General features: G+C 56.5%; 20 protein-coding genes. 13 read left to right on the top strand and 7 right to left on the bottom strand.

All coding sequences use genetic code 11. The annotated features are described in order from the left end of the window. Nucleotides 1-46 precede the first annotated feature (46 nt). The gene (locus ACR1UW_RS15885) at nt 47-1,063 is read right to left on the bottom strand and encodes a M23 family metallopeptidase (RefSeq protein ID WP_498934051.1); all 1,017 of its coding nucleotides are present in this window, start codon (nt 1,061-1,063) and stop codon (nt 47-49) included. A 136-nt stretch (nt 1,064-1,199) separates the two neighbouring features. Here ACR1UW_RS15885 and lipA point away from each other — a divergent pair, with 136 nt between their 5' ends. Next, nucleotides 1,200-2,096, top strand: coding sequence for a lipoyl synthase (gene lipA, locus ACR1UW_RS15880; protein WP_498934049.1), 897 nt, complete (start codon nt 1,200-1,202; stop codon nt 2,094-2,096). A 186-nt stretch (nt 2,097-2,282) separates the two neighbouring features. On the opposite strand, the gene ACR1UW_RS15875 is transcribed toward lipA, so the two are convergent. Then, nucleotides 2,283-2,969, bottom strand: coding sequence for a YhcN/YlaJ family sporulation lipoprotein (locus tag ACR1UW_RS15875; protein WP_033010388.1), 687 nt, complete (start codon nt 2,967-2,969; stop codon nt 2,283-2,285). Nucleotides 2,970-3,081: 112 nt separating this feature from the next. On the opposite strand from ACR1UW_RS15875, the gene ACR1UW_RS15870 reads away from it, so the two are divergent. Next, on the top strand, nt 3,082-3,357 hold the full coding sequence (locus tag ACR1UW_RS15870; protein WP_033010389.1) for a YutD family protein: 276 nt from the start codon (nt 3,082-3,084) through the stop codon (nt 3,355-3,357). 34 nt (nt 3,358-3,391) lie between these two features. Here ACR1UW_RS15870 and ACR1UW_RS15865 read toward each other — a convergent pair whose 3' ends face one another. Then, nucleotides 3,392-3,676 (bottom strand): hypothetical protein, encoded by a 285-nt coding sequence (locus ACR1UW_RS15865; protein WP_033010390.1) that lies wholly within the window; start codon nt 3,674-3,676, stop codon nt 3,392-3,394. A gap of 57 nt (nt 3,677-3,733) precedes the next feature. After that, nucleotides 3,734-4,003 carry a DUF3055 domain-containing protein gene (locus ACR1UW_RS15860; RefSeq protein WP_033010391.1) on the bottom strand — a complete coding sequence of 90 codons (270 nt, stop codon included), beginning with the start codon at nt 4,001-4,003 and terminating at the stop codon, nt 3,734-3,736. A 93-nt stretch (nt 4,004-4,096) separates the two neighbouring features. Here ACR1UW_RS15860 and ACR1UW_RS15855 point away from each other — a divergent pair, with 93 nt between their 5' ends. After that, nucleotides 4,097-4,567 (top strand): DUF86 domain-containing protein, encoded by a 471-nt coding sequence (locus ACR1UW_RS15855; RefSeq protein WP_033010392.1) that lies wholly within the window; start codon nt 4,097-4,099, stop codon nt 4,565-4,567. Further along, nucleotides 4,564-5,334: a 5' nucleotidase NucF gene (locus ACR1UW_RS15850; RefSeq protein WP_033010393.1), complete on the top strand. Its 771-nt coding sequence runs from the start codon at nt 4,564-4,566 to the stop codon at nt 5,332-5,334. The genes ACR1UW_RS15855 and ACR1UW_RS15850 overlap by 4 nt, the downstream gene beginning before the upstream one ends. A 145-nt stretch (nt 5,335-5,479) precedes the next feature. Here ACR1UW_RS15850 and ACR1UW_RS15845 read toward each other — a convergent pair whose 3' ends face one another. Beyond that, nucleotides 5,480-5,977 (bottom strand): phosphatidylglycerophosphatase A family protein, encoded by a 498-nt coding sequence (locus ACR1UW_RS15845; RefSeq protein ID WP_055358898.1) that lies wholly within the window; start codon nt 5,975-5,977, stop codon nt 5,480-5,482. Nucleotides 5,978-6,266: 289 nt separating this feature from the next. On the opposite strand from ACR1UW_RS15845, the gene yutH reads away from it, so the two are divergent. The 5 genes from yutH to thrB all read left to right on the top strand — a co-directional run bounded on the left by yutH (nt 6,267) and on the right by thrB (nt 11,752). Then, the gene (yutH, locus tag ACR1UW_RS15840; RefSeq protein ID WP_055358899.1) at nt 6,267-7,268 is read left to right on the top strand and encodes a spore coat putative kinase YutH; all 1,002 of its coding nucleotides are present in this window, start codon (nt 6,267-6,269) and stop codon (nt 7,266-7,268) included. A 146-nt stretch (nt 7,269-7,414) separates the two neighbouring features. Next, complete coding sequence (locus ACR1UW_RS15835; RefSeq protein ID WP_498934044.1) at nt 7,415-8,389, top strand: 2-hydroxyacid dehydrogenase; 975 nt, start codon at nt 7,415-7,417, stop codon at nt 8,387-8,389. 92 nt (nt 8,390-8,481) lie between these two features. Further along, nucleotides 8,482-9,780: a homoserine dehydrogenase gene (locus ACR1UW_RS15830; protein ID WP_498934042.1), complete on the top strand. Its 1,299-nt coding sequence runs from the start codon at nt 8,482-8,484 to the stop codon at nt 9,778-9,780. After that, nucleotides 9,780-10,841: a threonine synthase gene (gene thrC, locus ACR1UW_RS15825; RefSeq protein WP_498934040.1), complete on the top strand. Its 1,062-nt coding sequence runs from the start codon at nt 9,780-9,782 to the stop codon at nt 10,839-10,841. The genes ACR1UW_RS15830 and thrC overlap by 1 nt, the downstream gene beginning before the upstream one ends. Continuing rightward, nucleotides 10,838-11,752: a homoserine kinase gene (gene thrB, locus ACR1UW_RS15820; RefSeq protein ID WP_498934038.1), complete on the top strand. Its 915-nt coding sequence runs from the start codon at nt 10,838-10,840 to the stop codon at nt 11,750-11,752. Before thrC ends, thrB begins: the two co-directional genes overlap by 4 nt. Before the next feature lie 236 nt (nt 11,753-11,988). Here the strand turns inward: thrB and ACR1UW_RS15815 are convergent, their stop codons facing one another. Beyond that, nucleotides 11,989-12,231 carry a NifU family protein gene (locus tag ACR1UW_RS15815; protein ID WP_011232431.1) on the bottom strand — a complete coding sequence of 81 codons (243 nt, stop codon included), beginning with the start codon at nt 12,229-12,231 and terminating at the stop codon, nt 11,989-11,991. Nucleotides 12,232-12,315: 84 nt separating this feature from the next. Here ACR1UW_RS15815 and ACR1UW_RS15810 point away from each other — a divergent pair, with 84 nt between their 5' ends. Next, on the top strand, nt 12,316-12,684 hold the full coding sequence (locus ACR1UW_RS15810) for a YuzD family protein (RefSeq protein ID WP_498934035.1): 369 nt from the start codon (nt 12,316-12,318) through the stop codon (nt 12,682-12,684). Between the two features lie 424 nt (nt 12,685-13,108). Here ACR1UW_RS15810 and ACR1UW_RS15805 read toward each other — a convergent pair whose 3' ends face one another. After that, nucleotides 13,109-14,179 (bottom strand): NAD(P)/FAD-dependent oxidoreductase, encoded by a 1,071-nt coding sequence (locus ACR1UW_RS15805; protein WP_011232429.1) that lies wholly within the window; start codon nt 14,177-14,179, stop codon nt 13,109-13,111. Between the two features lie 171 nt (nt 14,180-14,350). Between ACR1UW_RS15805 and ACR1UW_RS15800 the strand changes: the two genes are divergently transcribed. The 3 genes from ACR1UW_RS15800 to ACR1UW_RS15790 all read left to right on the top strand — a co-directional run bounded on the left by ACR1UW_RS15800 (nt 14,351) and on the right by ACR1UW_RS15790 (nt 16,113). Next, a complete protein-coding gene (locus ACR1UW_RS15800; protein WP_011232428.1) occupies nt 14,351-14,590 on the top strand; it encodes a YuzB family protein in 240 nt (79 codons plus the stop codon). 133 nt (nt 14,591-14,723) lie between these two features. After that, nucleotides 14,724-15,596: a diaminopimelate epimerase gene (gene dapF / locus ACR1UW_RS15795; protein WP_237420781.1), complete on the top strand. Its 873-nt coding sequence runs from the start codon at nt 14,724-14,726 to the stop codon at nt 15,594-15,596. Between the two features lie 151 nt (nt 15,597-15,747). After that, complete coding sequence (locus ACR1UW_RS15790; RefSeq protein ID WP_011232426.1) at nt 15,748-16,113, top strand: HesB/IscA family protein; 366 nt, start codon at nt 15,748-15,750, stop codon at nt 16,111-16,113. Nucleotides 16,114-16,233 lie beyond the last annotated feature (120 nt).

The following is a 16,233-nucleotide window of genomic DNA, read 5'->3' as shown; positions in this document are numbered from 1 at the left end:
ACGAAAAGAGGCCGACATCGGCCTCTTTTTTGTCCAGCCGCCGCTGCTAGCGGCGCCGCTGTTGCTGCCGCTCGGCCCGCTCCCACGCTTTCAAGTGCGGATACGGGTCAAACGCCCACTCCGTATAGCCGTTGTCTTTGTACATGCCGTAATGGAGGTGGGGCGGGAACTTTCCAGCGGTGCCCGGCGGACCGTAGCCAGAGCTGCCGACCGAACCGATGATCGTCCCCGGCTCGACGATTTGCCCCTCGCGAAGATCGGCGGCGAAGCCGTTCAAATGGGCAAAGTAGTGGTACGTGTTGTTGATGTCGCGGATGCCGATGCGCCAGCCGCCGTATTTGTTCCACCCTTTCAGCTCGACGATGCCGTAGCACGTCGAGCGCACCGGAACGCCGTAGCCGGCGAAAATGTCGGTTCCTTCATGAATGCGCCGCCCGCCCCAGCCGCGCGCATCCCCCCATGTATCGCGGTAGCTGTAATTGGCCCCTAGCGGGAGCGGAAAGACATGGTCATCCAGTTTCAATGTCTTGTATTTTTTGTAAATCTTCACTTTTCCTAAAATCAAATCCACCGTTTTGGAGCGCTGGTAATAGTTCCAAAGCGCGATTTTGATATGGCGATGATCGATGCCGTATGTCTGCAAATAGCGCGCCATGGCCATGATGACGTCGTCGTCGTCATCCGCCCGCGCCTTGCCGTCCCCGTCTCCGTCCACACCGAGCCCGCCAAACTGGGAAATCGTAAACGGGTTCGTATCGTGCGGATTTTTGTTCAGCGGTCCGGCCCATACGTCCGGTTTCATATAAATGCCGAGGACGCCGGTTGGTTTTGGCAAGTCGCGGCGCGCTTGCCGGATGTTCCGTTCATACTGGTCGATGGCGGCAAAGTAATACCATGGAATGAGCGAAACCGTCTCCGCTTTTTTATACAGCTCCATGCGCTGTTCGTATACTGCGTCGTCGTTTTCCGCCGCGGAAGCCGCGCTGGCTGCTATGAACAACACCGTCGCCACCCATAGGGCGACAAACCATCGGTGCACGTGGAATCCCCCCTTTTCGCCCATTTCATATGTTTAGTTTGGGGAGAAACAGGCGATTCATAAATGTTAAAAAGAGGAAAGCGGCTTATTTTTTTGTGTTTTTTCGCGTTTTTCATTTATAATGAAAATGGAACAATCCTCGACAAGTGGAGTGAGAACGATGGCAACAAACGAAGAACATGTCCGCAAGCCGGACTGGCTGAAGATTAAACTGAACACGAATGAACATTATATCGGATTGAAGAAGCTGATGCGGGAAAACCGTTTACATACTGTGTGCGAAGAGGCGAAGTGCCCGAACATTCATGAGTGCTGGGCGGTAAGGCGGACGGCGACGTTTATGATTTTGGGCAGCGTCTGCACGCGCGCCTGCCGCTTTTGCGCCGTCAAAACCGGGCTCCCGACCGAGCTTGACTGGCAAGAGCCGGAACGCGTCGCCGAGTCGGTGCGCATCATGAATTTAAAACACGTCGTCGTTACGGCCGTCGCCCGCGATGACCTCAAAGACGGCGGGGCGGCGGTGTTTGCGGAAACGGTGCGTGCCATCCGCCGGAAAAATCCGTTTACGACGATTGAAGTGCTGCCATCGGATATGGGCGGCGTGTATGAAAACTTAAAAACGCTGATGGACGCCCGTCCCGATATTTTAAACCATAACATCGAAACGGTGCGCCGTCTGACGCCGAGAGTGCGCGCCCGGGCGACGTATGAACGTTCGCTTGAGTTTTTGCGGCGCGCGAAAGAACTGCAGCCGGACATTCCGACGAAATCGAGCATCATGGTCGGCCTTGGGGAAACGAAAGAGGAAATTATCGAAGCGATGGACGATTTGCGCGCCAACTATGTCGACATTTTGACGATCGGCCAATATTTGCAGCCGACGAAAAAACATTTGAAAGTCGTCAAATATTACCATCCGGACGAATTCCAAGAGCTGAAAGAAATCGCGCTGAGCAAAGGGTTCAGCCATTGCGAGGCCGGTCCGCTCGTCCGTTCGTCGTACCATGCCGACGAGCAGGTGAACGAAGCGGCGAAAGCGCGGCAGCTGAAGGCGTGAAGATGGCAGGCGCCCGGGCTTGCGGAGTCAAAGCCGGCGTCCGCCCCCCTCGCTGCCGCCAAACAGCCTGCGAGGGGAGATGCGGGCATCGCGCCCAGGCGGCAAACACTTTGACTGGCGGCTTTTGTTGCCGGAAAAAAGAAACGGTCGTGCCTCTTTAAGAAACAGGCAGACCGTTTTCTTTCGCTACCGTCCGGCCGGCGTCGGCCGCGGCGTGCCGTCGCGGAAGTCGCGGTCGAGGTGGTCGTTTGTCTCGTTGATCATTTCGCCGTTTTCATTTTCCCCGTCGCTCAGCTTTTTCCCTTGCGGATATTTCAACATCCGCTGAATCGTGGCATCGAGAAGTTGGTCGATATTGCGCGCGTTCGAATCAAGGCGCCCGAAGCGCTCAATGTCTTTCATCAGCTGCGGATTGTCGGCGATATACACATGGTAGTAGCGGGGAACGACGGACAGCGCTGTCTTTTTCACTTGGTCGGCGGTTTGCTGCCGATTTTTTGTGTCGGCGTCATAGACGACAAGCACCTCTTCATCGGTGACGAGCGTGGCGACGTCGTTGACGCCCGGCAGCTGCGTGCACAGTTTGCTGATTAAATCGGCGGCTTGCTCGCGGTTGAACGACGGCATGTCGTTATAGCCGTTTGCATCGCCGAGGATCGGGCTTTTTTGATGGCGGACGTAGCCGAAGTTGTTCATCGGCGTGTCATCGCCGTTTGGCACCCCGTTTTCGTTGTACAGCTCATTGCGGTCGGTCACATTGATCGTATTGCCGCTCCGTTTGTAGACGTCGGTGTTTTCGTCCTGCGCCGTCTGCGCGCAGCCGGCCAGGGCGATCGCCGTTCCGAACGCGGCGACGATCCAACATCGGTTCATCGTCAGCACCCCCCTCGCTTTTAGGGTGGCACGCGGTTCGCTGTTTGATAACAGTAATTGATTGGGTGCGGTGCATCGTTTATGATGAAAGTGGAAAGGCGAGGTGAGAGCGGTGATTTGCATTAACAACCATTGTTATGAACTGGTTGAAAACGTCAAAAACGCGTTTAACGAAGAGGCGTTTCGCGCCCGATACGCCGATATTTTAGGGAAGTACGACTACATTGTCGGCGATTGGGGATACAATCAGCTTCGCCTGCGCGGGTTTTTCGATGACCATAACCAAAAGGCGACGTATGATACGAAAATCAGCACGCTGTCCGAGTATTTGTATGAATATTGCAATTTTGGGTGCGCCTATTTTGTGTTGCGCAAGGTGAAGCGGTAAAGGCGGCAGCCGCCCGCTGCCGGGCGGCCGCACGTCATTCGCCTTCGTTGTATGGAAACTGCTCGCTTTGGCGCGGGTCGTCGTGCGGCGGATGGGAGGCCGGATCGCGCCTTGGAATGTTTTGGTGAAACGATTTGAACTCATAGTTGAAGGCGCTGTAATGGCGCTGCCCTTCCTTCCACGGCGTGCTTTTGTTCTCGACCAGGGCGTCATCGCGGCGCGGCGAGCCGTACGGACCTTCCGGGAATTCTTCGGCGGTTAAAAAGTTGCGCTGTTTTTCGACGACGGAAAAGTCGGCATATTGTTCCCGTTCCGCCATTCGTCTCACCTTCCTTGCTGCCGGGGTGTTTCATAAGATGCCCAAAACCGAGGAAGGTTATGAAAGGCATTCGTCCAAAAAGGCGCGCAGCTCGTCGGCGTCTTGTTCGCTGAGTGCATAGGCGCGTTCGATATAGCCCGGCTCCTCCAAATCGTCGCGGCCAAGAATGGCAAACCGGTTGCTTTGCAAATCCAGCACCAAATATTTCCCATAAAAGCGGTCAGTTTCAATTAACGCCAAATCGAACCGCTGCCGCTCGCCGACAAAGCTGACGAACCGGACCGCTGCCTCGACCGTATCATCGTATAAGTAAAACCGTTCACTCATCTCCATTCCTCCCTTTATTTTTCGCCCATGTCCATCATAGCAGACGAACGGCGAAAAAGGGAGGAAGGCGGGGAAGAAAAAGGAGGACGAGCCATGTATTTTGTCGACCGAAACAAATTGGAAGAGCGGCTTCGCTGCATGGAGCAACTGATGGCGCACTACAAAGCGCAGCGCCACTGGGACGGCGCGCTTGAGCGGCTGGCGCTCGAGCGGATCGCTCATGTCCTCATCGAGGCGGTGCTCGATGTCGGCAACGCGATGATTGACGGCTTTATTATGCGCGACCCGGGGAGCTATAACGACATTATTGACATTTTGGCTGACGAGCAGGTGATTTCGGCTGAGGACGGCGAGCGGCTGAAAGCGTTCATCGCCCACCGGAAAGCGCTCGTCCAAAACTATACGAACGTCGATCACGCGAAACTGCTCGCGGATTTGAACGAACAGCTGCCGGCGCTTGAGGCGTACCCGAAGGCGGTGCGCCATTACTTGGAAAGCGAGCTCGGCCCGGTGTCGGCGTTTGGCAGCGAATCGATGGACGGAAAGGAGACCGACAACCGTTGAAACGATACAAAGGCTATTTGCTTGACTTGGACGGGACAATGTACCGCGGCGCAGAATGCATCGCCGAGGCGCGCGAGTTTGTGAACGAGCTGCACCGCCGCAGCCTCCCGTATTTGTTTGTCACGAACAACTCGTCGCGCACGCCGGCGCAAGTGGCGGAAAAATTGCGCTCATTCGGCGTGCCGGCGGAAGAGAGGCATGTCTTCACAACAAGCCAGGCGACGGCGAACTACATTTTTGAGCGAAAGCCGGACGCGTCCGTTTATGTCATCGGCGAGGAAGGGATCCGCACCGCGTTGGCGGAAAAAGGGTTCCGCTTCGCTGGGGAGGACGCAGACGTGGTGGTCATCGGCATCGACCGCCAGCTGACGTACGAGAAGCTTGCCATCGCGTGCCTTGCCGTCCGCAACGGGGCGATGTTCATTTCGACAAACGGCGACATCGCCTTGCCGACCGAGCGCGGGCTGCTGCCGGGCAACGGCGCCATCACGTCCGTCGTCGCCGTTTCGACGCAAGTGAAGCCAACGTTTATCGGCAAGCCGGAAAACATCATTATGGAGCAGGCGCTTAAGGTGCTTGGCGTTCCAAAGGAAGATGTGTTGATGATCGGCGACTATTACGAGACGGATATTTTAGCCGGCATGAACGCGGGCATCGATACGCTGCTCGTCCATACGGGCGTCACGACGAAAGAGATGCTCGCCCGCTACGAACGGCAGCCGACCTATACGGCTGATTCGCTCCGCGAATGGATGGAGCGCCTGTAAAGCAAGAGGGGTGTCCCGAAAGGTTCGGGGCACCCTTTCTCATGACCGGGTGCAGCAGCAAAGCCATCGATGCGAACCAACAAATCGTGTTTGGCTTGTGGGGTGCTGCTATTTCGTCTTTTGCAGGGATGCTTCGCGCCGCCGCTCACTCGGCGTTGGCGGCTCGATGCGCGAGGCGGCTGGACGCCGCCGCGGCGATGGCGCCGACGATGTCGTCCAAAAACGTGTTGCATTTGCCGGTTGATTTGTCATTTAAATATTGCAAAATGCCCGGTTTTTGTTTGTCGATATAACCGTAGTTCGTAAACCCGATCGATCCGTACACGTTGACGATCGAAAGGGCCAAAATTTCGTCCACCCCGTACAACCCTTCATCGCGGCGGATGATGGATTGCAGCGGCTCGTCAAGCCGACCGTCCTCGGCGAGCTTGTCGAGCTGGATGCCGGTCAAAATCGCGTTTTGCACTTCGCGTTTCGAGATGACGCGGTTGACGTTTTCGATGCATTCGTCCATCGTTAAATCCGGATGGTATTTCGATTGCAAATAATAAACAAGCTCCGCAATTTTTTCCACCGTCACCCCCCGTTCCTCAAGCCAGCGCCGAGCCGTTTGTTCCAGATTGTTCATAATGAATTCGCTCATGAACTTCACCTGTTTCTTTTAGAAAGTCGTTTTCTATATATATGTATCATGTCATAAATAAGTCCGTCATATAAAGAAAAATGCTCATCGGCTTTTTTGGCGCCCGCTGTCATATATAAAAAGTAGCCCTCTTTTTCCGCGGCCATGCGTTGGCTGATCAACATAGGCGCGTGAATGGGGCCGTTTCATGCTGGAGCGGAGGCGGAATCGGCTCATTGATGGGGCGACGATGAGATGAAGGTGTGGAACGAGCGGAATTGACTGGTTTCGGCAAAAAGGAGGCGCGGCGATGGAAGAATGGGTGCGTGAACAGTATGGCATGCGCGTCGAGAGGTTGGAGCGAAGCGGACGGCATGCGGCCTTTTGGCATCGGCAGGAGCGTTTTTTGCTCGTTCCCGCCGATGGGCAAAGCGAAGCGGAAATGGAAGAGCGCCAGCGAATGAGCCGCTATTTGCGGGCAAAAGGAGTGGACGGCGTCGGAGAACTGGTCAAAACGACGTCCGGAACGTATATCGCTTCCTATAATGGACAGCCGTTGGCGCTCGTTCGCGCTCCGCTTCCGGCGGCTCGCTTTCGTTCGCTCGGAAGGGAATTGGCGGTGATGCATGAATGCGGGAGAACATGTCCATGGCCGATCGTCGCCTGCCGGCGCATCGGCCAATGGCGGGAGCTGTGGGCGAAGCGGATCGATCAAATGGAGGCGTTTTGGTCGAGCAAGCTCGCTTCCGGGCCGTCGTCGCTGTTTGATCGTCTGTTTATCGAATCGTTCCCGTATTATTTAGGATTGGCGGAAAACGCGGTGCAATACGTGGCGGACACGGAGATTGACGAAGAACTAGGGCGCATCGATTACGCGGCATTTTGCCATGAGCGTCTCCCCGAGGCGAAGTGGGTTGGGGGGATCGAAGCGAAGCTGCCGACCGACTGGGTGTATGACCATTGCGCCCGCGATTTGGCGGAATGGGTGCGCCATTTGTACGAAAAGAGCGGACTTGGCTGTCAGCGGGCGGTGCGGCAGTTTTTTCAAGAGTATGAACATGCGGCGCCGCTGTCGCCGTTTGCTTGGAGACTCGTTTACGCCAGGTTGTTGTTTCCGCTTTCCTATTTTGAATGTGTCGAGGCATATTATATCGCTGTGGATGAGAGCGAACGGACAAGGCGGGAGGGGGAGTTGCGGCGCTTGCTCGATCGATCGCATGAATATGAACGATTTTTGGCCGCGTTTGCCAAGATCGCCGGCATCTCGAACCGCATCCGCCTGCCGGCGGTCGAGTGGCTGCCGCCGGCGTAACGCAGGGAAGACAGCTTCCCGCTTTTTTTTGGCCCAAACGAAAAAACGACCGCTTCCCTGCCGTTAAACCCTAAGGACAACTTCCCGTTTTTTTTTCGGCCAAAGTTGTGATAAGATTTAGAAAAAACGATGCGGGAGGCTGCACCATGACGAAGCCGTATGTATTCATTACGCGAAAATTGCCCGAGGACGTGGTCGCGCCGCTTTTGGCCATCGCTGAAGTAGAGATGTGGCCCCATGAAGATATGGCCGTGCCACACGATGTGCTCGTGGAAAAGGCGAAACGGGCGACGGCCATCTTGCCGATGGTGTCTGATCCGATCGATGAAGACGTCTTGTCCGCCGGTTCGACGCTCCGAGTCGTCGCCAATATGGGCGTCGGCTACGATAACATTGATGTAGCGGCGGCGGCCCATCGAGGCATTCTCGTTTGCAATACACCCGATGTATTGACCGATACGACGGCCGATTTGACGTTTGCGCTTTTATTGGCCACCGCCCGCCGCCTTGTCGAAGCGGCTATGTTTTTGAAAGAAGGGAAATGGAAAAGCTGGAGTCCGTTTTTGCTTGCGGGCGCCGATGTCCATCATAAAACGATCGGCATCGTCGGCATGGGGAACATCGGCCAGGCAGTGGCGAAACGGGCGAAGGGGTTTGACATGAACATTCTGTATTACAACCGCTCCCGCCGTCCGGAGGCGGAAGAGAAGCTTGGCGCCGTCTATCGTCCGTTCGCCGACTTGCTTTCAGAGAGCGATTTTGTCGTCTGCTTGACGCCGCTCACCTCCGAGACGCGCCATTTGTTCAACCGCGAGGCGTTCCGGCAAATGAAGAAGTCCGCGATTTTCATTAACGCGGCGCGCGGAGCGGTCGTCGATGAACAGGCGTTGTATGAGGCGCTGGTCGGCGGGGAGATCGCCGCGGCGGGATTGGATGTATTTGAACACGAGCCGGTCGCCGCCGATCATCCGCTCGTTTCGCTTCCGAACGTCGTCGCCTTGCCGCATATCGGCAGCGCCACGTACGAAACGCGGCGAGCGATGATGACGTTGGCGCGCGACAACATCATCGCTGTCTTGGAAGGCCGGTCGCCGTTGACCCCGGTGAACGAGCTGTCGTAAAACTTTTCATTGCCAAATGGCTGATCGTCTTTTATAATGTCTACTATAAAAATACAAATGTCTACTGTACGTAAACAGAAGGAGCGGGAATCATGGAAAAACCAATTTTGGTCGGATTGTTAGGACTAGGAACGGTCGGGAGCGGCGTGGTCAAAATTATTGAAAACCATCAGGAAAAGTTGATGCATCAAGTCGGGTGCCCGGTGAAGGTGAAAAAAATCCTTGTCCGGGATGTACAGAAACCGCGTGATGTCGCCGTTGACCCGTCGCTCCTTACGACGAGTGCGGCTGAGGTGATTGACGATCCAGACATTGATGTCATCATCGAGGTGATGGGCGGCGTCGAGGAGACGAAAGAGTGGCTGTTGCGGGCGCTCCGCCAAGGGAAGCACGTGGTGACCGCGAACAAAGATTTAATGGCTGTCTACGGTTCAGAGCTGCTTCGGGTGGCGGCGGAGCACCGTTGCGATTTGTTTTATGAAGCGAGCGTCGCCGGCGGCATTCCGATTTTGCGCGGCCTGGTCGACGGCTTGGCGTCCGACCGGATCACCAAGCTCATGGGCATTGTGAACGGGACGACGAACTACATTTTGACGAAAATGTCGCAAAACGGTGCTTCCTATGAGGACGTGCTCGCTGAAGCGCAGGCGCTCGGGTTTGCGGAAGCCGATCCGACGTCAGACGTTGAAGGGCTCGATGCGGCGCGGAAAATGGCGATTTTGGCCCGCCTTGGCTTTTCCATGGACATCGACTTGGACGATGTGCAAGTGAAAGGCATCACTCAAGTGACGGAGGAAGACTTGAACTACGGGAAGCGGCTCGGCTACACGATGAAATTGATCGGCATCGCCCAGCGCGACGGGCAGAAGGTCGAAGTGAGCGTCCAGCCGACGTTTTTGCCGGATTCGCACCCGCTTGCGTCGGTGCATAACGAATACAACGCCGTCTATGTGTATGGCGAAGCGGTCGGGGAGACGATGTTTTACGGGCCGGGGGCGGGCAGCCTGCCGACGGCGACAGCCGTTGTCTCCGATCTGGTCGCGGTGATGAAAAACATGCGCCTTGGCGTCAACGGCCATTCCGCGGTCGCCCCACAATATGAAAAGCAATTGAAAGCGCCAGCGGAAATTTTCTCAAAATACTTTTTGCGCATTCATGTCAAAGACCAGGTCGGCGCGTTTGCCAAAATTACGACGCTGTTTTCCGAGCGCGGGGTGAGCTTTGAGAAAATTTTGCAATTGCCGCTGAAAGAGGATGGCCTAGCGGAAATCGTCATCGTTACGCATGACGCCTCGCAGCAAGACTACGAAGACATTTTGCAGCAGCTCGGCGATTTGGAAATCGTCGAACGGGTGCAAAGCTCGTATCGAGTGGAAGGAGAGAAACGGTAATGGCATGGAAAGGACTGCTTGACGCCTACGGCGATTTTTTGCCGCTTACGGCGGCGACGCCGAGGCTGTCACTTTGCGAAGGGAACACGCCGCTCATTCCGCTGCCGCGTCTGTCGGAAGAGCTTGGGATCACCTTGTATGTCAAGGTTGAAGGGGCGAACCCGACCGGTTCGTTTAAAGACCGCGGCATGGTGATGGCGGTGGCGAAAGCGAAAGAGGAAGGAAGCCATACGATCATTTGCGCGTCAACTGGCAACACGTCGGCGTCGGCGGCCGCCTATGCGGCGCGCGCCGGCATGCGTTGCCTCGTCGTTGTGCCGAACGGGAAAATCGCGCTTGGCAAACTGGCGCAAGCGGCGATGTACGGCGCGGAGATTTTCGCGATTGACGGCAACTTTGACGAGGCGCTGAAAATGGTGCGCCGCCTGAGCGAAACGGCGCCGATTACGCTTGTCAACTCGGTCAATCCGCACCGGATCGAAGGGCAGAAAACGGCGGCGTTCGAAGTGTGCGACCAGCTTGGGCGCGCCCCGGACGTGCTCGCCATTCCGGTCGGCAACGCCGGCAACATCACCGCCTATTGGAAAGGGTTTAAGGAGTACCATGCGGCCAAAGGGACCGGGCTGCCGCAAATGCGCGGCTTTGAAGCGGAAGGAGCGGCAGCGATCGTCCGCAACCGGGTGATTGAACAGCCGGAAACGGTGGCGACGGCGATCCGCATCGGCAATCCGGCGAGCTGGGAAAAAGCGGTCGAGGCCGCCAACGAATCGCGCGGAAAAATCGATGAGGTGAGCGATGCCGAAATTTTGGCCGCCTACAAGCGGCTCGCCCGGACGGAAGGCGTTTTTGCCGAACCGGCGTCATGCGCGGCCATCGCCGGGGTGATCAAGCAGCGCGAACGGAACGAAATCGAACGCGGCAGCCTCGTCGTCGCGGTTCTCACTGGCAACGGATTGAAAGACCCGGCCATCGCCTTGGAGACGGCGGCGATTGAGCCGGTCGTGCTGCCGAACGATGAACGAGCTGTCTTGGAGCGTTTGCAAGGGGTTGTCCGCACATGAAAGAAGACGAGATGTTGAAAATCATCGTGCCGGGCAGCACGGCGAACTTAGGGCCCGGGTTTGACTCGATCGGGCTAGCGGTCAATCGCTATTTGACGCTTGACGTCCGCTTGGCGGATGCGTGGTCGTTTGCGCCGAAAACGGCGGAAGTGAGCGGCATTCCGCGCGGGACGGACAATTTGGTGTATCAAGTGGCGGCGGAGACGGCGCACGTTTACGGCCGCCGGCTGCCGAGCTGTGCAGTCGATGTGTACAGCGACATTCCGTTTACGCGCGGGCTCGGGAGCAGCGCGGCGGCGGTCGTCGCCGGCATTGAGCTCGCCGACGCGCTGCTCGAGCTAGGCCTGTCGCGCGAACAAAAGATGGAATGGGCGGCCCGCTATGAAGGGCATCCCGACAATGTCGGCGCCTCGCTGTACGGGGGGCTGGTCATCGGCTGCTGCCGCGAGGCGGGCGTGGATGTCGTCCATATTCCACAATTGGATGTGGAGCTTGTCGCTATTATTCCGGAGTATGAACTAGAAACGAAAAAAGCGCGCGGGCAGCTGCCGGAACAATGGCCGAGAGAGCGGGCGGTCGAGGCGAGCGCCGTCAGCAACGTCCTTGTCGCCGCCTTGCTCACGAAAAACTGGGAGCTCGCCGGCCGGATGATGGCGGCCGATTTGTTCCACCAGCCGTACCGGAAACCGCTCGTTCCGGAACTCGAGCGGGCGGAGGCGCTCGCTCTTGAATACGGAGCGATCGGCGCGGCGCTGAGCGGGGCGGGGCCGACAGTGCTCGTCTTTGCCGAACCGGGCCAAGGAGAGCGGCTCGCGCACCAGCTGCGCCCGCATTTTCCAACGTGCGACATCGCGCGTCTTTCCGTCGAGCCGCGCGGCAGCCGCGTCTACAAGCTGGCGCTTGAAGCTTGAACCTTCTTGGGCGCCGGCGCGAACAGAAGTCCGTTCAGCGGCCTGGCCGTTTCGCCGCTGCGCTTGGGAGCGGGCGAAAGATATGACGGTTTTCCTTGCACAATTGGAAGGAAACGAAAACGGAGAAGCGCCCGATCAGGCGGGTTGTGGCTGCCCATCACCAGCCTTCCCGTCGGCTCGCCGCCCCGCTGGCGATAAAAAAATCCGAACAGCGGCCGCTGTTCGGATTTTTCATATTAAAACACTTGTTCCACTTCGACGACGCCCGGCACTTCTTCAAACAAGGCGCGCTCAATTCCGGCTTTGAGCGTAATCGTCGAGCTCGGGCAGCTGCCGCACGCGCCGAGGAGGCGAAGTTTCACGACGCCGTCTTCGACATCGACGAGTTCGCAGTCGCCGCCGTCGCGAAGCAGGAACGGACGCAGTTTATCTAAAACTTCTTGCACTTGTTCTTTGATTTCTTGATCCGTCATTTCCATCGACTCCTTTCCTTAGTTTTTATTATAATCATAGTAACAAAAAAAATCTAATGATAAATTTTGCTTTTGCAAAGGGTGACAACGATGACATTCAAGCCGGTTGAAATTTGTGTGTACGGGGCCGACATCATTTGTCCGTCGTGCGTGCAGCTGCCGTCGTCGAAAGAAACGTACGAGTGGCTCGAGGCCGCGCTGCGCCGCAAGTATCCGGATCAGCCGTTTGTGATGACGTACGTCGACATTTTTGCGCCGCCGGCCGATGACGAGGAGAAGCGGGAGCTCGCGCAGACGATCGTCGAAGAAGATTGGGTGTATCCGGTCGTGGTGATCGAAGGAAACGTCGTCGCCGAAGGCAACCCGCGGCTCAAAGCGATTTGTGCAGAAATGGAAAAATTCGGGTATCAACCGTCGACGCCGGAAGGGAAAAAGGCGGAGTCAACTACCCCCACTTAGCTAACGCTTGAAGTGGGGGCTTGCAACTCCCCAGAAGTACAAGCGGACTTCGTCCTCCTTCCTTGACTTGGGGTTGCATCAGGGCAGGTTGACAACTACCCAACGACGCAGGTCATGCCTGCATCGTTACCGATTCTCTCGGTGTGTCTGTTGGCAGTACTTGGCTTCCACACACAACAGACGGATCTACGCTCGATGTTTTACGGTTACAACGTTTCCTGTAACCAACTCCATACATCGAGTAGCAGTTATTGGAGTGCCTTTATTAAACGGTTTTCTCCACGCCTTTATTATATCATACACAAAAGAAAAGGGGAACGCGCATTCCTCTCCCACTTACTCCCTTTGGTCGTTGAAGTGGGAGTCTCCTGCGCGAAATAGGATGAACTCCGCCTTTTTCGCCGAATAAGGGCCAGTTGTGCTGTCAGTACCCATGGTGATGCTTGTACATCCACAAAATGCCTGATTTCAACAAACGCGGCACCCGGCCGGTGAGCGGGCGGTCGGCGAGCAAGCCGAAGCCGTGCTTTTTGCCGAGCGAGCCGAGAATGCCTTTTAATTTGATCGGCGGGAATTCGCTCGGTGGTTCTTCACCGTTCCACCGCTTTTGCAACACTTGGACGATTTGCTCGGCTTGCGCTTCAGCGAGCTGGGCGCTCGGGGAATGCGGCAGGCTCGCACAGTCGCCGACGACGTAGGCGTTTTCATAGCCGGGGATGTGATGGCGCTTCGTCAAGACGACGCGGCCTTGTTTATCTTTTTCAACGTTCAGTTCGCGGACGACGCGGTTGGGCTGAATGCCGGCCGTCCAGACGATGACGTCGCACTTGACCGGCTCGTCGTGGTTGTACAAGACGCCAGGTTCGACTTTCGTGACGTTGGAGTTGCGGACGATTTCCACCTTGTGTTCAACGAACCATCCTTCCACATAATCGCTCAACCGTTTCGGAAACATCGGCAAAATGCGCTCACCGCGGTCAAACAGCTTGATGTGCAAGTCCGGACGGCTCTCCGCCAGTTCGCTGGCCAGCTCGACGCCGCTCAATCCCGCGCCGACGATGCCGACCGTCGCTTTCGGCGGCAAATTGTTCAGCGCTTCATAGGCGGCGCGCGCCTTATCGATCGACTGGATGCTGTACGTATGCGCCTCGGCGCCCGGCACCCCGTGGTATTTGTCTTCGCAGCCCAATCCGATCACGACATCATCGTAGCGGACGCTGCTCCCATCCTTTAAATGGACGAGCTGCTGGTCGAGATCAATCGAGACGACTTCGCCGAATTGGTACACAAGCTGCGGATGTTCCGGAAACGGGACGCGGATGTGATGGTCGCTGACCGTTCCCGCGGCCAAGGCGTAATATTCCGTTTTTAAACAATGGTACGGAACGCGGTCGATGAGGATAATATGAATGTCGTTTGGCAATTCGTCCGGGAGGAGGCGCTGCAAAATGCGCATATTGCCGTATCCTCCGCCAAGCAATACAAGTTGTCTCATCGTGAAAAATCCCCTTTTGTCGAGTTTCTAAAGCCGACAATGCCATAGAAAAGTATAACGAAATTGTGACAAAAGAACAATCATTTTTCCGCTTCCTCGATCGAACGAGCATGTTCATTGACGCCGCGCCGGAAAACCGCTACGATGGGAAGCAGGAAGGTGAACATGCGCATGATGTTGCCAATCATCGAATTTTGCATCAGCAACTTAGCCAGCGGGTCGTACAAAGCAATGGAAATGTTGGAAAAGGATCCGAACTTGGACATCATTGAATACAGTTGCTTAAGCTATTGCACACGCTGCGCGGAAACGCTGTTTGCGCTCGTCAACGGCGAGTTTGTCAGCGGCGAAACGCCTGAGCAGCTCGTGGAAAATATTTATCGGCATCTCGAGGAAAACCCAATGTTTTAACGAAAAAAGGAGGATGTCCGCGATGCGGCATCCTCTTCAATGTATAATGAAAAAACGGGGGATATTCCCATTGTGCCCAGGAGATGCCGCCATTATACATGCGAAGCGCAAAAAATGTTCAGGAGGGAGTCATGTGCGTTCTTTTTCGTTTACGAAAATGCATGGATTGGGTAATAGCTACATATACGTTGATCTGTTCCGGGAAACATTGCCCGAGGAGGAGTTGCCGGCGATCGCCCGCCGCGTGTCGGATGTCAACACCGGCATCGGTTCGGATGGCTTGATCCTCATTTGCCCGTCCGATGAGGCGCCAGTCAAAATGCGCATTTTTAACAGCGATGGCTCGGAAGGGAAAAACTGCGGCAACGGCTTGCGCTGCGTGGCGAAATACGCGTACGAGCACGGCATCGTCAGCGACCGCACCTTTTTGATTGAAACGCTCTCCGGGCTTGTCGAAGCCCGTGTTGCAGTAGCAGATGGCGAAGTGACAAGCGTGACGGTCGATATGGGCGAGCCGCGCCTTGAGCGGAGCGCCATTCCGATGCTTGGTCCGGAAGCGGAGCGGGTCGTCGCCGAGCCGTTTGCCATCGCTGGGGGCGAATATGAAATTACGGCGGTGTCCATGGGCAACCCGCATGTGATCTTTTACGTTGATGACATCCAAAAAGCGCCGGTGACGACGCTTGGCCCGCTCGTGGAAAAGGACCCGCGCTTTCCGGAAGGGGTGAACGTCGAGTTTGTCGAAGTGGTGAACGAGCGCGAGCTTCATTTCCGCGTCTGGGAGCGCGGCTCCGGCGTGACGCAGGCGTGTGGAACCGGAGCGTGCGCGGCCGTCGTCGCTTCGGTGTTGAACGGCAAAACGGCGCGCGGGGAGGAAACGGTCGTCCATTTGGCCGGCGGCGATTTAACGATCGTATGGGGGCACGACGGGCGCGTGCACATGACCGGTCCGGCGGAGACCGTGTGCACCGGCGTTTATTACTACCGAGGCGGGCGGAACGGTTGAGCATCGAAAGGCAAAGACGGTATACTATGAAGTAAGATCGGAATCATTCAAGGGATTCGCCCCATCTGAGCCGTCGGGTGAAAGCGGGCGAACCTGTCGAAAAACGGCCAAGCTGTTTGGCCAGTGTCAACCGTTAAAGGAGGGATCATGGATGGCAGAGGCAGTTATTACGCTGACAGAAGCGGCAGCGTTTCAAATCAAAGATATGATGAAAGAGCAGGAAGAAGAGGGCGCGTACTTGCGCGTCGGCGTCCATGGCGGCGGCTGCAGCGGGTTGTCGTACGGCATGGGCTTTGACCATGAGCGGCGTGAGGATGACATCGAATTTGAGCAGCACGGCATCAAAATTTTGGTGGACCGCGACAGCGCGCCGATTTTGCGCGGAACGGTCATCGACTATAAACAGTCGCTGCTTGGCGGCGGGTTTACGATCAACAATCCGAACGCCATTGCGACATGCGGCTGCGGCTCCTCGTTCCGCACAGCGACCAATGCCGGCACGCCGGAGCAATGCTAAGCAGGCGGGATGACGTCCATCTGCCTGGCAGAGGAAAACGGCCTGCCTTGCCGTGACGTCGGGCTCTTGAGAAGGCCGGTTTTCGCCGCACGGCCGGTTGAAAACGCGGGCGTGTACCGA

The organism is Geobacillus lituanicus, from assembly GCF_050994965.1.
In the GTDB taxonomy this organism is placed as follows: Bacteria; Bacillota; Bacilli; order Bacillales; family Anoxybacillaceae; genus Geobacillus; species Geobacillus stearothermophilus.
Note: the sequence above shows the minus strand (reverse complement) of the source record. Positions and strands in the feature narration are given on the sequence as shown.

Excerpts from the sequence above, each read along its gene's own strand:
- ACR1UW_RS15810 (WP_498934035.1), top strand. The coding sequence starts at position 12,316 with ATGACATTCAAGCCGGTTGAAATTTGTGTGTACGGGGCCGACATCATT.
- ACR1UW_RS15815 (WP_011232431.1), bottom strand. The coding sequence starts at position 12,231 with ATGGAAATGACGGATCAAGAAATCAAAGAACAAGTGCAAGAAGTTTTA.
- yutH (WP_055358899.1), top strand. The coding sequence starts at position 6,267 with ATGGAAGAATGGGTGCGTGAACAGTATGGCATGCGCGTCGAGAGGTTG.
- ACR1UW_RS15865 (WP_033010390.1), bottom strand. The coding sequence starts at position 3,676 with ATGGCGGAACGGGAACAATATGCCGACTTTTCCGTCGTCGAAAAACAG.
- ACR1UW_RS15790 (WP_011232426.1), top strand. The coding sequence starts at position 15,748 with ATGGCAGAGGCAGTTATTACGCTGACAGAAGCGGCAGCGTTTCAAATC.
- ACR1UW_RS15800 (WP_011232428.1), top strand. The coding sequence starts at position 14,351 with ATGATGTTGCCAATCATCGAATTTTGCATCAGCAACTTAGCCAGCGGG.
- lipA (WP_498934049.1), top strand. The coding sequence starts at position 1,200 with ATGGCAACAAACGAAGAACATGTCCGCAAGCCGGACTGGCTGAAGATT.
- ACR1UW_RS15805 (WP_011232429.1), bottom strand. The coding sequence starts at position 14,179 with ATGAGACAACTTGTATTGCTTGGCGGAGGATACGGCAATATGCGCATT.
- ACR1UW_RS15885 (WP_498934051.1), bottom strand. The coding sequence starts at position 1,063 with ATGGGCGAAAAGGGGGGATTCCACGTGCACCGATGGTTTGTCGCCCTA.
- ACR1UW_RS15860 (WP_033010391.1), bottom strand. The coding sequence starts at position 4,003 with ATGAGTGAACGGTTTTACTTATACGATGATACGGTCGAGGCAGCGGTC.
- ACR1UW_RS15845 (WP_055358898.1), bottom strand. The coding sequence starts at position 5,977 with ATGAGCGAATTCATTATGAACAATCTGGAACAAACGGCTCGGCGCTGG.
- ACR1UW_RS15830 (WP_498934042.1), top strand. The coding sequence starts at position 8,482 with ATGGAAAAACCAATTTTGGTCGGATTGTTAGGACTAGGAACGGTCGGG.
- thrB (WP_498934038.1), top strand. The coding sequence starts at position 10,838 with ATGAAAGAAGACGAGATGTTGAAAATCATCGTGCCGGGCAGCACGGCG.
- ACR1UW_RS15835 (WP_498934044.1), top strand. The coding sequence starts at position 7,415 with ATGACGAAGCCGTATGTATTCATTACGCGAAAATTGCCCGAGGACGTG.
- ACR1UW_RS15855 (WP_033010392.1), top strand. The coding sequence starts at position 4,097 with ATGTATTTTGTCGACCGAAACAAATTGGAAGAGCGGCTTCGCTGCATG.
- thrC (WP_498934040.1), top strand. The coding sequence starts at position 9,780 with ATGGCATGGAAAGGACTGCTTGACGCCTACGGCGATTTTTTGCCGCTT.
- ACR1UW_RS15875 (WP_033010388.1), bottom strand. The coding sequence starts at position 2,969 with ATGAACCGATGTTGGATCGTCGCCGCGTTCGGAACGGCGATCGCCCTG.